We start from the raw sequence: 15,943 nt of genomic DNA, 5'->3' as shown, positions 1-15,943 counted from the left end.
GTTTACAGGTTTTTCAGCGCCTCGACCGCGTCATCGAGTCTGCAGGTCATGTAGACATCAGCATCGCGCAGGTCGTATCCCAGCGCGTGGAGCCTGCGGATGCGTTCCTCGTCGTCGCGCCCCATGACAAACCCATATTCCGTGGCGCCGTGGAGTCGTGCGCATCGCTGGGCGGTTGCGTGGACGATCTTTGCGTGTTTGGCATCGCACGCGAACAACTGGCCTTCTGCCCAGAGCCCGTTTACAGCGCAGTTGAACGCGCCGACAATCGGGCTGGCAACGCCGAGCGATTCCCTGCGCTCCATTTCGGTGTGCTCGATCGTGTCCTCTTCGCGCACCACGCGGAGCATGGACATATCGATCCACCCGTTTCTGTACTGCTGTGTCAACTCGTCGCGGGTGGGAGGGTTCTTGATGTACGGATCGAGTCTTGCAGCGATGAGGTACGCATCGACAGCTTCGACGGGCGCATCACCGATGAGCCCGGTTGGCACACCAGCTGTGTCGATGCTCCAGATCTGCTGGCGCCAGGCGTCAGTCCATCCGCGATCGCGCATGAACGCACGCTGCGCGGGCCAACTGCTGCGGAACCGCTGAATGAGCACATCGGGTGGATCTTCGCGTGTTGACTCAACAAGCTGCGGGATCATGCGCGCATAGAGCTCTGCTGCAAGATCGTTGTCGTGTGGATCGGTCCACGGATATCCGAACGGCACAGCTGTGCCAAGCCCCTCCCACGCGAAGGGCGGATGCCATCCAATGTAGCCCACAAGCTTACCGTCGAGTTCTGCATAGATGCGTGAGCCGGGTGTTTTCAGCGCGGACTGATGGAGCGAACGGGCATTCCGCAAGCTTGAAGGCCAGCAGCGTGAGAGCGTGTTGGTTGCGCGCTGCCAGAGAGCAAACTGCGCCTGCCAGTCGTCCTTACTCACCTCGGTGCGAAATGTGATGGTGCCCATCGCGTTGTCTCGTGTGTGCTGCTGAACGTTGCTGGCAGGCACAAGTCTACGCACGATCACGATGGGGGCGGTTCGCTGGCATTCGGGGCTGCGCCGTTGGGTTCCTCGCCCTCACCGGAAGCTGGCTCGCGCTTCGTGACGCGTAACCGAACTGTTGGTGTATTCGATTCGATGCGCACACCCTCAATCTGCAGGTTGCCAAAGACGATCGTGCCGTCGATTTCTCCCTCACGCAGATCGTCGTACAGCAGCGGGACGTACGCAAACAGCGAGATGCTGCCCGTTCGCTGCTTAAGTTGCGCGATCGCCTCGGGAGATCCAGTCACGCGTACGTCGGTCAGATAGTTCGCGGAAACAAACTCGACCTTGTATTCGTCGAGCGCATCCGCGGGCACGCCGAGCTGGATCGGCACCTGATTGATAGTTTCTGTGGTTGTTTTTTCCCGCACCTTCACGCCGAGATCAACCGCTGGTGGATCTATCCTTGCAAACCCCTGGGCAACATCCGCAGCAATGCTCGTCGGCGCGATCAGCCGAACACCGTTCAGCACTGCATCGCCGATCGTGTTTGGTATGCGCTCGACAGGTACCTGTGCAGTGATCGTCGGCTCGTCGCCGAGCGTCTTTGCGAGCCGTTGTGGGACGTGGATTGTCACGGTGGGGGGTGTGACATTGACAGTTGCCGAAATTCCCGCAGGAAGCTGCACACGCACGGTTGCCTGCACGGGCACAAGCTCCTCTATGTGCATGCTCAGGCTCGGTGGTTGAACAGAATCGAGTGTGACTCCAGCTCGCTCGAACCGCGGCAACTGGCGCAGTACATCGCGCAGAAGCAGATCGTGCGTTCCAACACTCGCCGGCACACCAATCTCTCCTGGCGTCAACTCAATCGGCGCTGTCAATCGGCTGCGCATCATGTCCAGTGCAGCTGTGGAACCCTGCAGAGACAGAGTGACATCGGTGGATGTCTGCCGATTCGGATCAAGCCAGACGATCTTTGTATGATCAGTCGGAGCGACAACACGTATTGTTACATCCCTGCTGACGCGACGCAGGCTTTCAGATTCGGCATAGACCCAGATGAACAGGGTCACAATTGTCACAATGATGATCGTGCGCACGTGCTGGCGCGCTCTGCCATCGCTCATGCCGCCTCCTCGCCCGTGGTTTTCTGTTCCTGCTTTGGCTCTTCCTTCGCGCTGGTTTCCTTCGTGTTTGTTGGCACCGTTGTTGCAACCTCAGCAGCTTCAAGGATGCGTTCTGTCGCTTCTTCAGCAGCGGTTTTGGCCTTGCCATTGGTTGTAGTTGCAAGGCGCAGCTTCAGTTCCGCGCGAAGCTCCTCGTGATCAAGCGGCCGCGACAGCTTGCCCCGCTCTGCGATGCGAATGTTCCCTGTTTCTTCCGAAACAACAACAACGATCGCATCACACTCCTTTGTGAGCCCGACCGCTGCCCGATGACGAGCGCCAAAGCTAGGGTCCGGCATGTCGCCCGGTTCAGCCATGGGAAGCTGCACGCCAGCAGCTGCAACAACCGTTCCACGAATAATCACTGCGAGATCATGCAGTGCGGTGCCCGGATAAAAGATTGTCTGCAGCAGCGGCGCTGACACTTCCGCACCAATCTTTGTTCCTGTATCCGCAAGCGTGCCGAGTCCCGCCTGGCGCTCAATGGCAATAATGCCGCCAAACTTTGCACGCGAGAGCAGCTTGCACGCCTGCTCAATCGCGTCAATTACACGCGATACCTCGGTTGGTGAGGAGCGGAAGAATGATGCTTCTCCCACCCGGATGAGGGCGCGGCGAAGCTCGGGTTGAAACACGACAACAAGACCGAGCGCAACCAGCGCTGCGAGTTTGTCGTACAGATATGCGATGCGCTGCAGGCTCCGCCCGCCGTCGTCACCACCACCGGAAAGAAGTCGTGCAAGAACCAGCAACACAAGGAAGATAACGAGCATGCCCTTCATTGCGCCGGCTGCACGAGTGCCCTGCACAAAGCGCACCAGCGCGTAGACCAGCACCCAGATCACCAGCAGTTCGAGCGCCACCTCCCAGATCGGATATCCCGTGACCCGATTGAGCAGGTTCTGGATGGGCTGGAGCAACTGCATGCGATCCTCTGGAGGCTGGTGTGGTGGTTCCTGATACGTCAGACAATGCAGAAATGTGCGATCGGAGCGTGCGCAGAGAACGCCAGCGATCGGCTGGCGAATCGTGGCTGCAAGCGATTTTTCCGCATTCTCAGTATAGAGTCGGCCGATGACCCGCCCGGCCGTGAAACGTCCTGCAACTTCGCGATCAGCCCCATCCGCGCCAGCAGCCAGTTCCATCGGGCCGGATCGCAGTGGTGCTACCCGATTCGAACAACGCTCGTCGGTCGATTTTCATTCCATCGCAGACCGACTTTCGGCATGGTTTGCGGAAAATGCCCGGGAGTTGCCATGGCGGAAGCTCCCGCTCGGCTCACCCAGAGACCCGTACGCCTGCCTTGTCTCAGAACTCATGCTCCAGCAGACCCAGGTTTCGCGCGTCATTGATCGGTTCAGCGCGTTCATGGCCCGGTTCCCGACCGCTGATGATCTCGCCCGAGCCGCCGAGGCGGACGTGCTGGCGATGTGGTCGGGGCTCGGGTACTACCGCCGGGCACGCCATCTACACAATCTCGCAAAAGCAGTGGTGGATCGATTCGATAGTGTGACACCCACGGACTTTGATGACCTGCGGTCACTCCCCGGCGTGGGCAGATACACAGCGGGTGCTGTGGCATCAATGTCCTCGGGCCAGCGCGTGGGGGCGGTGGATGCCAATGCCATACGTGTGTTCCTGCGACTACTCGGGAGTGACGCGGATCCGAAGCTGGCACAGACACAGCAGATGCTTGCGGACTATGGCGATGATCTTGCGCGCGCAGCAGATCACGCGGGAATTATCAATGAAGCAGTCATGGAACTCGGCGCAACCGTCTGCACGCCGGCGCGCGGGAAGGGCGCAAGCGCGACCAGTCCATCTCCCAACTGTGCAGCGTGTCCGATCTCCGCGCACTGCGCAGCGTTCGAGGAGAACAAGCAGCGGGAGATCCCGTTGGTTGTTGTTACAGCATCTGCGCGCAAGACAAAGCCGAGAACCGAGAAACGCGAGCTCCATATTGCAGCCGCCATCATCATGGACGCAAAGGGGCGCGTATTGATGCGTCAGCGGGCTGCGGGCGCATCGCACACCACATCCATGTGGGCTGGGATGTACGAGCTACCCGCGGTGGAAACGCTCGATACAAAGCCGAGCAAAGCTGCGCTCGCGAAGGAGCTCGGCATCGCGTCGAATCTGCTTGTGCTGCGAGAAACGATCCAGCACGAGACAACGCACCGCGCGGTCACCGCGCGCGTGTATCAATGCGATCACATACCGAGAGACTGGAAACCGAGTTCCGGTTGGCTCAACCCTGTGTGGGTGAACACGAGGAAACTGGAAACGCTTGGATTGTCGTCGCTGCACCGGAAGATGGCGGAGATGGGGCTAGCGTGAACCTAGTGGGTAGCCTCGTACCCACCACGTTGATCGAAATATCACCCAGCACATGGCTGCAAACAGCAATCCTGCAATGAAGTATCGAATCGCGAAGAAAACGGGCGATGCTGGAGCAAAGTCAGGGTCCATCGTCTCTATATCGACACTCTCCATGATCGAGAAAGGCAGCAACCACATCCCCGCGTGCAGCAGGAGCAATCCCCATCGCTTGTCGTTCGGCTGAAGGAGTTGGCGCGACAATACCACAAGTGCAAAGAACTGTGCACCCAGAAACGACGCGTGGAGCAACCACCTTTGAGCAGTACTTGCCTGAAGGTCGAAACCCGCAAGTCTGTAGAGGAGTGTTGCTGCAAACAACGCAAGAAAGACTGCAAGTATCCAGCGGCTCCAGGGCTTGGTTGATGTGCGGCTGCTTGTCGTGCACGCGGCGGACAAACACGCTGCATATATCAGAACGAGTGCGCCAGAGATCATCGTTGCTGCAACGGGTGATGTATTATTCGACCACAGTATCCAGGCGCAGCCTTGCGCAAACAACGACAGCGTAATCGCACCAATCGCAACAGCCGTCAGCGTGCGAGTTTGTTTCAGGTCAGCATGAAGTTGGTTCGGCATAACCATACTCTACCGGGTATGTTACCGCATTTGCTGTAAACTCTCTCAACACCCTCTGCAATCTCTGCGGTTCAACAAAAAAGCACCAGCAAACTACTGGTGCGTTTATGTTATTTGGATAGATTTGCTCAGTGCCCGCTCTGCTTTGCCTTTGCAACGATCTGCGGGATCTGGTCAGCGGTCACGTTCTCGTAGAGTGTCTCATCGACCAGCATTGATGGTGCGCCGCCGCACGCGCCGATGCACTCGATCTCAATGAGTGTGAACATGTCGTCGTCGGTGGTCTCGCCGACCTCGATGCCCAGATGCTCGCGCACCGCGTTGGTGACCTTTTCGTGGTCGCAGATCTCGCACGCGATCGATCGGCACACCGCGATGATGTGCCTGCCACGGGGTTTGAGCCAGAACTCCTCGTAGAAGCTTGCGCAGTCGAGCACCTGCGATGGTGCGACCTTCAGAAAGCTCGCGATCTCTTCCATCGCCTGGAACGGAATCCACGCGTACTCGTGCTGGACCATCCGCAGCGCGGGGAGTAGCGCAGCGAGCGTTGTCTCGTACCGTGGCAGATAGACATTGGTCAGTTCGTCCCTCATTGCGCTGGTGAGGTAGGGCTCTGACCTGCGCTCGATCTGCATCGTGCCCGAGTTCTTCGTGATCCATGCCATCGATGCGTGACTCCAGTTTGTCTGCGTCCCAACTATTTCTACTTCGCGGGTGCGGGCCACTGCCCGGGCGAGCATGGTAGCCCGTCTCTGTCACCATGGGGCACAAGCGGGCTGTCCCTGTGTTTGCGTTCCACGCTCTGCCGACGGACCGGTTTGATGGTCTCAACGAAGCACGATGCCGGGATGGTCAGACTCTCGATGATGCCCTTGTCGTCGTCCTTCTTCTTCCCAGCGTCTTCCCACGCGATGACGTGGATCATGGTGCCACCGGTGTCCTTCAGCACAACGCAATCGCGTGTGTTGTTGAGTCCAACGTAGTTCGATGTGTTCTGCGAGTTGATGACATATGCATCGCCGAGCGCCTCATTCTTTGCCTTCGGTGCGACTGCAGGATCACCCACCGGCCCGTCCCATTTCTGGTGAAGCCCGTTAAAGATGATGGCTCGCTCACCGGGTTCGAGCGTCAGATCCGGAAGCTTGACGATCCACCCCGCGTCCGATTCCTCGAACTGCGCGTTCCAGTCCGAGATCTCGTACCCCTTCAGTGAAATAGGTTTGTCATGCGGGTTCACGATCTCAACGTACTCATCACCTGTTGCGTCTCGCACACCATCACGATTTGCATCGCCCTCCAGCCCCGTCGGCACTGCAAAGAGCACCTCTGTAATGAGTGGATGCGGGAACTCGATGTTGAGCTTTGTGTGTTGTTGTGCGCACACTATCGGCGTAATAAGCATTGTTGCGCACAATAACGCCTTCACCGTATATGTCTGTCTTCTCACCATCCCGTGCTCCCACACGAATCTGTGTTATTGTTCAACCGGCTCCACCGCCAGTGTTTTTTTCTTCTGCTCTTGTTTCAATGCTTCAAGTGCAAGCTTGAACATCTCCGAAGTACCAGCTTTCGACGGGCGGTCGATCAGCCTGAACTTCTCTTCAGCAAGATCCCGTCGAACGATCCGCCCCTTTGCAGCACGGAGCACCACCATGCCCGTATCGGATCGACCCGGCACATCCATCATGTACTGTCGCTCGACAAAGTGTGGGTCGGTGACCTCGAACACTTCTGCGAATGTTGTATTCTGTTCAACTGTTTGTGCGGGTCTGCGTGCGGTAATGCCAGCCCCTTGGCTGATATCTGTGATGCGCAAACGCACTGGCCAAGGGGATCGATTCGTGATGTCAACGCCAGCGGTGTTCGATCTGCACCCTGTGAGCACAACGAAAACCACTATTGCGCACGCTGCCACTCGAATCGAGTGTGTTTTCCTACGTAACGTATTGCCTTGTTGCACAATAGCTCTCCCAATCCAAAGAGTAGAATGGATATACCGACAGAGCGATTTCCCTACACAAGCCAAACAGGTGTGGCATATCCAGCATGCGGGTTCTCTGGAAGTGCGGGAGGAAGACACTGTGACAGTGTGACTCAAACACACACCGCTCCCTGCGAAACGGGAAGTTGTGTGACAGCCAAAATCGAGTTGAAGAACATCACATAGAGGGAACACATCCCACTGGTTATCAGTATCATTCTGCATACGATCCGCAGCCAGTTGGCTGGCATCGCGTGCTGTCTTAACAAAGTCAGTGCGAAAACGCAGTAGAGGGGATGCGGGCTGAACTCGTGTGGTCAGCAGCCCGGCGTGGCCGAGATCGGCCCATCACACACACCACACGTTCCCCACTCGTCGATGGGCGACAGCCTGTCAGCAGGAGTTTTCAATGATTCCAAAGCCGCCGCCACGCGAACCGTCACTTGGGTTTCTCTACATTCCACCCTACCGCGTGCAGGGGATATCAATTGCTGGCGAAGCGACCAGCGTCATGGTGCCGGAACTGGACATCTGCTTTGATGTTGGCGTGTGTCCTCGGGCCATGCTGGCAACAAAGTACATGGCTATCAGCCACGGTCATATGGACCACATCGGGTCGCTCGCGTATTACTGTTCCCAGCGCAGGTTCCAGGGCATGGGCGATGCCACAATTGTCTGCGACCCGCGCATTGCGCCCGCCATCCGCGGCATGATGAATGGGTTTGTGGATCTCGAACGCCAGAAAACACCGTTCGAGTTGATCGAGCTTGAGCCTGACAAGGGTCAACTCGAGATCAAGAACAACATGTTCCTCCAGTCGTTTGCGACCGACCACAACTGCCCGAGCGTTGGATACTCCATCGTTGAGCACAGATCGAAGCTCAAGCCCGAGTATACGGATCTGCCGCAGGAGAAGCTGACCGAACTGAAGCAGCGTGGTATTGACATCACGCGCGTGCTTCAGATTCCGCTGGTGGCATATATCGGTGACACGCTCCCCGGCCCGCACCTGTTGCGAGATGATGTGCGCAAGGCAAAGATCATCATCACTGAGTGCACATTCTTTGAGAAGGAGCACCGCTCGCGCGCAAAGGCCGGACAGCACATGCATGTGGATGACATTGCGGAATGGCTGCGTGTCTGCGAGTGTGAAGCGATGGTCATATCTCATGTCTCGCGCAGGACGCATCTTGGGTTTGCGCGTGACACGCTAGCGAAACTCGTTGGTCAGCAGTTGGTCGAGAAGGTTCATTTCCTGATGGACAGCCGAACAAATCGTGCCCGCTACGAGAAGCAGGTTGAAAAGGCCGAAGCCGAGGAAAGACAGCGGAACAAGATGGCCGCGGGCGCACGTTGATAGCCCCAATAACCTGTAAAGATATGAATAGAACTGTGCTTTGGTTGCACGAACCTGCTGTTTCAATCCTATAAAGAACGCGCTCAGACACCGGGGATGTCACCCGTGTGTCACTTTGCGGGTTTTGGGTTCCGTTGCGTGGTTGGACGTGGTAACCTGTACTGCGGGACAATCCCGCGCAGGTGATACAAAGGGGATCAACACGGAGGCACCACGTCATGGCACGCATCAGACCATTCTCTCGTCCTGCTCAGCACGCCTCGCGCAAGCTGCGCCTCGGAACCAGCCGATCCGAGTGGACGCCAGCACCGATGTTCATGCAGCGATGGCTCTCGCATCCGTACCTTATCGCTGGCGGTGTGATGGCGTTTTCCCTTGCACTGGGTACGTATCCACGCGCAGCCGAGACAACCGCATCAACCTTCGATCCCGAAAGCCTGCTGCTGGACGCACGCCAGACGATCAACGAATCCCGCGCTGTTTCCAGTGCGCAAACGCGGTTTACTGGTGGTCTCGCTGCAGATTCGATGGCTACACCAGCCGAGTGGATCGCGGATGCCGCCGGGCGTGCGGATAATGCGTTTATGGCAGACAAACCAAAGCAGTCAAAGAAGAAGCAGACAGAAGCAGTTGTCAAACCGGACGCTGAAAGTCCGCTGCCCATCAGGCGCATCACGCTCTATCGGTCTGGTGTCGGCGCGTTCGAACGCCGTGGTACAGTGACAGATGACCAGACGGTTAGCCTGAACTTCCGCACGGACCAGATCAACGACATGCTCAAGTCGATGGTGCTGCTGGATCTTGATGGTGGCTCTGTGCAGAGTGTGCGCTATGGATCTCGCGAACCGCTTGAGCGCAGACTTGCTGCGTTTGGTTTGAATATCTCGGATCAGCCGAGCCTGCCCGAGCTCGCGTCACGGTTGCGTGGCTCGAAGGTGCGTATCAGGCTTTCCACGGGTGACACACTGACGGGAACCGTGTTCGGCAGAGAGAATCGCAAGACAATTACCGGTTCCGACGGCAATACGACTGATATGCCAGCGATCAACCTGCTTGTTGGTACGAGCCTGCGGTCGATTGATGTGAACTCGGTTGCTGAGTTTGAGATTCTTGATGCCGAGCTCCAGCGTGAACTCGAGATGGCGCTTGGCGCAATTGCTGAGCAGCGGTCAGAGAACATGAAGACGGTTGATGTTTCATTTACAGGTAACGGTGATCGACAGGTGATCGCCAGTTACATCCACGAGATGCCGGTGTGGAAGACATCATACCGCCTCGTGCTGCCCGAGATCGGTGCAGCGGGCTCCGATGGTTTAATGCAGGGCTGGGCGATTGTTGAGAACACAACAGACGAGGACTGGACCGATGTCAGACTCGCTCTGGTGTCGGGGCGTCCGGTTGGTTTTGAGATGGATTTATACGAGCCGTTGTACCTTGATCGACCGGAGATCGATGTGCCGGTGCTTGCAGGCGTGATGCCCAAGGTTTTTGATGGTGCGGATCTTGATCGTGCTGCTGAGAAGATGGTTGCAAAAAATTCGATGCGGGAGGAGCGGGCGCGTACAGCAGATGCACGTGCTGGCGCGAGTCTTTCAATGCCAGCGGGGTTGCCGGCCGAGTCTTTTTCACGCAGCAACATCGAACAGGATATGCTCGACAAGCTCAGCCATTCAACATCGGCTGCTGCATCAGGACGGACTGATGGCGAGGTCTTCAAGTTCGAGCTTGATACACCGGTGACCATTGAGCGTCAACGATCGGCCATGATTCCGATTATTGCTGAAGAGATCGAAGCGCGTCGCGTCTCGATCTACTCCGCTGGTGACGATCATCCCATGAAAGGTGTTGAGATCATCAACAGTTCCGGGTTGCAGATCATCCCAGGTCCGATCGCGGTCTATGACGGCTCGACGTATGCGGGCGACGCGCAGATCGGTCATGTGCCCGCCGACGACAAGCGACTGCTTGCATTCGCGGTTGATCTCGATGTTGATGCGCGCACCGAGTACAAATCGGCGCGGATGGTGCGCAAGCTGCGCGTTGTCAAGGGCGTTGTCGAGCAGACAGTTGAGAACACTATCACAACAACATACCGGCTCGACAACAAGGACTCGTCACGCGATCGCACAGTGATCATCGAGCACGCAAAGATGCTCGACTGGGAGCTTGTTGATGCAAAGCCGACCGAAACAACAGCGAACGCGTACAGGTTCGAGGTGGATCTCGGCAAATCAAAGTCGGGAACGATCGATGTGAAGCTCGCCCAGACAGTTGCGTCGTCGTACGCCCTGACAAACTTCAACATCGAACAGCTGCAGACGTATGTGCGTGACGGCAAGGCACCAAAGGAAATCGTTGACGCATTCCGTGAAGCAGGTAGACTGCAGAACACGGTGAATCTTGCCCGCCAGCGGCTTACCGAACTGAACTCCGATCGTGAAACAATCGCAACAGATCAATCGCGTATTCGCCAGAATATGAGCTCGATCGATCGCAATACAGAGTTGTACCGCAGGTACATGACAAAGCTCAACGATCAGGAAACACAGATCGAACGCATCGTCAATGACATTGCCAAAGCGCAGCAGGATATTCAGACAGCAGAGAAAGCACTGCGTGATTATCTTGGCTCGTTGAATATCGGGTAAACACAGTTCGAGGAACGATACAGACCCGGGAATGCTGTTCCCGGGTTTTCTATTGCCCGATGCTGTGCGCACACTGCGTGCCGATCCGATGGTCGGTGCTTGTCCGGCATCATTGTCCGTCTAGCGTGTTGCGGTGCTCGTGCATGTTGCACGGGACAGCATGCTGGGAGGGTGTGATGAGCGGACGAAACATGTGTGTACATAGGTGTCAACGGTTGCTGTTGTGTGTGGTGCTTGCGATTGGAACGGTTCAGATGGGCGGGTGTTCCTCGCTCGCAGGAATGCCGAATGATCCGCAGCAACTGACTCAACAGATCGGACAACGACTTGATGAGCTCGATGCAAAGTACGAACAGACCGAGCATGCGATCATCGCGCGCATCGACCTGATGAACCAGACCGACATTCCGGCTGATGATCCATCACGCCTTGCGATGGAGTCCATGCTCGCTGAAACGCAAACGATGCGATCTGCGCTGGAAACAGCCAGAGCAAAGCTCGTGCAGGTTGCACGAGAAACGGAAGCGATCACGTCGGGAACAGGTCTGGTTTTTGACACGTTCAACAGACTCAGCGTGCTGATTCCCGAACCGATCAGATCGCCCGTTGTTCTTGGTGTGGGGCTGATAGCAGCACTCCTGAGGGCGCGCACCATGCGCAGGGGGCTCGAATCGGTCGCAAAGAGTGTTGACAAGGTCATGGAGGCGGATCCGGAGTTTGCTTCCCGATTTGTGAAGCACGCGGACACGGTGCGGACGATTCAGACGCAGACTGCAAGGAAGGTGATCGACCAGACGCTCGCGACAAAGTTTCAGGCACGCCTGCCGATCTGAGTCCGTGTAAGCAGTGGCGAATCCAAGCGAAACACGAAAAAGCCGAAAAACAGGGCCGATCAGGATTTCCTTATGTCATCCTGATCGGCTTTGGTTTATACTGACGATGTTCTATGCCTGATTGGTTGCTGGCTGAGAATGGGACGACCAGCATGCAACACCACCCGGAGGCGACCGATGTATCGTCGAGCAAGCATCGCATCTCGTGCGTTCACACTCATTGAACTGCTGGTCGTGATTTCCATCATTGCGGTGCTGATCAGTCTGACCCTTCCGGCGCTCGGGAAGGCGCGCGAGACCGCGCGCAGACTCAAGTGCATGGTGAACCAGAAGAGCATTGGGACCGCGTTCCAGTATTACATGGATGAGCAGTCAGGCGGTATGCTTCCTTACATTCTTCCACTCCAGACATCGGTCAGGCAACCCAATGGCTCGCAGAACGACGCATCGATGCTGGAGCTGCTTGAGCAGTATCTTGGTGTTCCTGCGCCAAAGAAGGGTGAAGATGGCCTGTACAAGGTGACAGATCCGTACAAGTGCCCGTCCGATGCTGATGGTCATCCAGCAAACGGTGAGCCGAACTCGGTGTGGGCCACATTCGGCACGAGTTATAACTATGTGCCGGGAGAGCTGATGATGTTCTCCGAGATTGTGTTCAATCTGCGCGATCCGCGCAGGCCAGTGACAAAGGCGATCGAGGAAGCGGGCAGATTCCCGTTGCTGCAGGACTATGCGGACTGGCACCCGGGCAACGCGCACGGGCCTGGTAAGTGCGCGTGTTTCTTCGGTGATATGAGCGCGGACTGGAGCATCGAACCAACCAGTGAACAGGCAGAGAAGATTCTCGCCAACATTGCACGCTTTGGTGGTGTGGGATTCGGCGGATAAGTCAAAGAATCAATGAGGGAGGGTGAGAATGAAGAGTCATGTGAACACGTTGCTCTGTGCTGTGGTTTGTGCCTGCGCTGCGAGCGCAACGGCAGACGTTATCTATGAGACACCGGATCCCTTTGGTGGACCATTCGGGCTGGTTGGTTTCGATGTCTTTGCGCAGCAATCCGTTGCGGTTCGTTTTACGTCAACCGGGGACTATTACTTCACCCGCGCGAGCATGTGGATCATGTCAAACGATTTCGGCGGTGTTTCAAACGCACAGGTTCGCGTGACATTGCGCACCGATGATAACAACGGCACCGTGAGCATCCCGAGCGATGTGATCCTTGATGAGATGTTCTTCAACGTTAGTGCGATTGGCTGGGACCCGGTGCTGGAGTCGGTCGATTCGGTGTCGCATCCAGCACTTGTTGCCAACGCAAACTATTGGCTCGTGCTTGAATGCGACGCTACAAACAGCAACCCGGTCTGGAACTGGGCAGGCATCGGAAGCGGATTTACTTCGAACACGAGTGGCAACCAGACAGTGTGGCAGCCGGGTGGCACGGGCGCAGTCGCTGCAACAATCATTGAGGGAGTTCAGATCTGCTATCCAGACTGTGATGGCAGCGGTTCTCTCAGTATCTTCGATTACATCTGCTTTGGCAATGCGTACGCGAGCCAGAATCCGTACGCCGACTGCGATGGTAGTGGCAGCTTCAATATCTTTGATTACATCTGCTTCGGAAATCAATACGGCAGTGGGTGTCCGTAAGTGTGCTGATGAGAAGCGAGGTGTCTCATGTCAAGGTTTCGAGAGATTGGTGCAACGACGTTCTCGGCTCTTTGCTGCTTTCATGCTGCTGGGCAGTGTATCGAGCCTCTCTTTGGCGCAAGACATATTTCAATCCCGTATCAACCCACATCGGTGACTGCGGCTGATGTAGACAATGATGGCAATGCAGATCTGATTGTCGCGTGCGGTCTTGCGAACCGGCTGCTTGTGCTGCAGGGGCAGGGCGATGGCACGGTCTATGAGTCGGGCAGTTATACGCTTGGCTCTGGTTCGACCGGGCAGGGGCCGCAGGTTGTTATTGCGGTTGATATCAATGACGATGGTCTCGCTGATCTGATCACAGCGAACAGATCAAGTGCCGACATCACAGTACTGAAGAATCTCGGGTTTGGTGTCTTTGATTCTCCGCACACGGTTGCGGTTGGTGGTAGCCCGTGGTCGGTCGAAAGTGGCGATGTCAATAACGACGGGCACGTAGATCTTGTTGTTGCACAAGGCACAGATACGTCCGGCTCTGTGACCGTGCTTGTGAACACAGGCGCGGGCAACTTTGGTACGCCGGTGACGTACTCTGGCGATGTTGGTACAACATATGCAATGCTTGATGACATCAACGGCGATGGCTTTGATGACCTTGTTTCGGTGAGTTCGGTACAGGATCGAGTACGAGTTCGTGTCAATAACGGCAGCGGCGTGTTTTCCCAGCAGACCACCTGGGACATCGGCGACAGTCTCTACTTTGTTGACACCGCGGATTTCAATGATGATGGCATAGTTGATATTGCAACAGCGGGTGAGCTGGGTCTGTACGTGAGCCATGGCCTCTTTGGCACCGGGTTATTTGCAGCTCCTGTGCAGGTGCCGGGTTTTGGGTATGCGACCGTTGCTGATCTGAATAATGACAGTCTGCCCGATCTGAGCTCTGTTGGGGTCGAGATCAACTTCAACAATCAGGGCGCGGGATTCCTGGCGCAAAAAACATACCTTGCTGGTGACAATCAACTCTCAATGGTTGCGGTCGATCTGAACAACGACGGGTGGAAGGACATCGTAACCGCGGATTTCGATGATGTTGGTCTGAGCGTGCTGATGGGCAAGGGCGATGGAGTGTTCACGGGTGTGACAAAGTGCTGTGAAGATCTTCTCATTGGCGGAAAGCTGCACGTTGTGGACATAAACAGTGATGGTCTTCTTGATATTGTAACGAGTCGGACAGATCCCTGGGGTGTTGTGGTGAAGTATGCAACCGATGAGTTAACATATGGAACGGAGTTGTTCATCCCAACATCTCAGGTATCCTATATGGATACAGGCGATATTGATAGTGACGGAGATATCGATGTTGTTGTCTCGCTTGTGGATGAAGGCCGAGTTGGTGTGTTGAAAAACACAGACGGAGTTCTTGCCTTTGATGACTCATATCCTTTGATTAATGGCATCAAGGATATACGTCCTTCACTGATTAGTATTGCAGACTACAATAATGACGGCTTACCAGATGTTTCAACGATTGCATCATTCGAGGACACATTTTATGTGCTGGAAAATGCGGGTGATGGAACACTGCTGTTTCCCACCACATATCCTGTGACACGCCCCAACTCACTCCAATCCTTTGATGTTGATAACGATGGCGACATTGATGCAGTAATCACCCCCAACGCAAACTTGCCGCTTGCTGTTTTTAAGAATGATGGCAACGGAAGTTTCAGTGCGTTTTCAGGAACGGCTTTGCCTGGTGTGTTTGGGGTGTGTACGCCGCTCGACCTTGACAACGATGGGGATATTGATTTAGTTGGCCCAAGATATGAAGGGGCTAACCTGTATTCAGTTGTTGCAGTACTGAATGATGGCACAGGCTTCTTTGAACCGTATCAGCAAGTCATCGTAGGGCCTCGCATGTTTTGGATAGCTGCTGGTGATCTTAATGGGGATGGCTGGACTGACGTGGCATTTGCATATCAAGAAGTTGAAAAGAGTATTGGTTTCATTCTAAATGACGGTACGGGGTCGCTAGCACAGCTTTCAAAGACTAGCTATGGTGATATGACTTCGATCTTGACTATCGCCGATCTAAACAATGATGGTGCCGATGATATTGTGGTTCGTAAAGACGGTTTGTGGCTTTTCTACAACAACTGCCCGCATGAATGCAAAGCCGATTGCGATGGAAGTGGAGTTCTCAGCATCTTCGACTACATCTGCTTCGGCAATGCGTATGCGAATCAGGATCCGTACGCCGACTGCGACGGCAATGGCAGTTTGAGCATATTTGATTACATCTGCTTTGGCAATGCGTATAGCACCGGGTGTCCTTAACTTGATCTCTGAGGTGGTTCGACCGTGAGGCGTGA

The 15,943-nt window shown here is 55.7% G+C and carries 14 protein-coding genes; 7 read left to right on the top strand and 7 right to left on the bottom strand.

All coding sequences use genetic code 11. The features are described 5' to 3' along the window. Window positions 1-2 precede the first annotated feature (2 nt). From H6815_04055 to H6815_04045, 3 genes are read right to left on the bottom strand one after another with little or no spacing between them, the layout of a single operon-like run. Window positions 3-959 (bottom strand): hypothetical protein, encoded by a 957-nt coding sequence (locus tag H6815_04055; protein ID MCB9859604.1) that lies wholly within the window; start codon window positions 957-959, stop codon window positions 3-5. Between the two features lie 56 nt (window positions 960-1,015). After that, the gene (locus H6815_04050; protein ID MCB9859603.1) at window positions 1,016-2,107 is read right to left on the bottom strand and encodes a hypothetical protein; all 1,092 of its coding nucleotides are present in this window, start codon (window positions 2,105-2,107) and stop codon (window positions 1,016-1,018) included. Next, on the bottom strand, window positions 2,104-3,072 hold the full coding sequence (locus tag H6815_04045) for a TIGR00159 family protein (protein MCB9859602.1): 969 nt from the start codon (window positions 3,070-3,072) through the stop codon (window positions 2,104-2,106). Before H6815_04045 ends, H6815_04050 begins: the two co-directional genes overlap by 4 nt. A 148-nt stretch (window positions 3,073-3,220) precedes the next feature. Between H6815_04045 and H6815_04040 the strand changes: the two genes are divergently transcribed. Further along, the gene (locus tag H6815_04040; GenBank protein ID MCB9859601.1) at window positions 3,221-4,483 is read left to right on the top strand and encodes an A/G-specific adenine glycosylase; all 1,263 of its coding nucleotides are present in this window, start codon (window positions 3,221-3,223) and stop codon (window positions 4,481-4,483) included. Here the strand turns inward: H6815_04040 and H6815_04035 are convergent. The 4 genes from H6815_04035 to H6815_04020 form a co-directional block, all read right to left on the bottom strand. Then, window positions 4,475-5,101, bottom strand: a complete 627-nt coding sequence (locus H6815_04035) for a hypothetical protein (protein ID MCB9859600.1) — start codon at window positions 5,099-5,101, stop codon at window positions 4,475-4,477. The two genes, H6815_04040 and H6815_04035, sit on opposite strands and share 9 nt — an antisense overlap. Before the next feature lie 128 nt (window positions 5,102-5,229). Then, the gene (gene nuoE, locus H6815_04030; GenBank protein ID MCB9859599.1) at window positions 5,230-5,766 is read right to left on the bottom strand and encodes an NADH-quinone oxidoreductase subunit NuoE; all 537 of its coding nucleotides are present in this window, start codon (window positions 5,764-5,766) and stop codon (window positions 5,230-5,232) included. Window positions 5,767-5,804: 38 nt separating this feature from the next. After that, window positions 5,805-6,548, bottom strand: coding sequence for a lamin tail domain-containing protein (locus tag H6815_04025; GenBank protein MCB9859598.1), 744 nt, complete (start codon window positions 6,546-6,548; stop codon window positions 5,805-5,807). Window positions 6,549-6,575: 27 nt separating this feature from the next. Next, window positions 6,576-6,923 carry a hypothetical protein gene (locus tag H6815_04020; GenBank protein MCB9859597.1) on the bottom strand — a complete coding sequence of 116 codons (348 nt, stop codon included), beginning with the start codon at window positions 6,921-6,923 and terminating at the stop codon, window positions 6,576-6,578. 568 nt (window positions 6,924-7,491) lie between these two features. On the opposite strand from H6815_04020, the gene H6815_04015 reads away from it, so the two are divergent. The 6 genes from H6815_04015 to H6815_03990 all read left to right on the top strand — a co-directional run bounded on the left by H6815_04015 (window position 7,492) and on the right by H6815_03990 (window position 15,908). Further along, a complete protein-coding gene (locus H6815_04015) occupies window positions 7,492-8,439 on the top strand; it encodes a hypothetical protein (GenBank protein ID MCB9859596.1) in 948 nt (315 codons plus the stop codon). 218 nt (window positions 8,440-8,657) lie between these two features. Next, a complete protein-coding gene (locus H6815_04010) occupies window positions 8,658-11,087 on the top strand; it encodes a hypothetical protein (protein ID MCB9859595.1) in 2,430 nt (809 codons plus the stop codon). A 254-nt stretch (window positions 11,088-11,341) separates the two neighbouring features. After that, complete coding sequence (locus H6815_04005) at window positions 11,342-11,920, top strand: hypothetical protein (GenBank protein ID MCB9859594.1); 579 nt, start codon at window positions 11,342-11,344, stop codon at window positions 11,918-11,920. Window positions 11,921-12,097: 177 nt separating this feature from the next. Next, complete coding sequence (locus H6815_04000) at window positions 12,098-12,808, top strand: type II secretion system protein (GenBank protein ID MCB9859593.1); 711 nt, start codon at window positions 12,098-12,100, stop codon at window positions 12,806-12,808. Between the two features lie 28 nt (window positions 12,809-12,836). Further along, window positions 12,837-13,568 (top strand): hypothetical protein, encoded by a 732-nt coding sequence (locus H6815_03995; GenBank protein ID MCB9859592.1) that lies wholly within the window; start codon window positions 12,837-12,839, stop codon window positions 13,566-13,568. 27 nt (window positions 13,569-13,595) lie between these two features. Then, on the top strand, window positions 13,596-15,908 hold the full coding sequence (locus H6815_03990) for a VCBS repeat-containing protein (protein MCB9859591.1): 2,313 nt from the start codon (window positions 13,596-13,598) through the stop codon (window positions 15,906-15,908). The last annotated feature ends 35 nt before the right edge of the window (window positions 15,909-15,943 follow it).

It is taken from the genome of Phycisphaeraceae bacterium (assembly GCA_020639155.1).
Taxonomy (GTDB): Bacteria; Planctomycetota; Phycisphaerae; order Phycisphaerales; family UBA1924; genus JACKHF01.
This window is presented reverse-complemented; position numbering and strand designations above follow the sequence as displayed.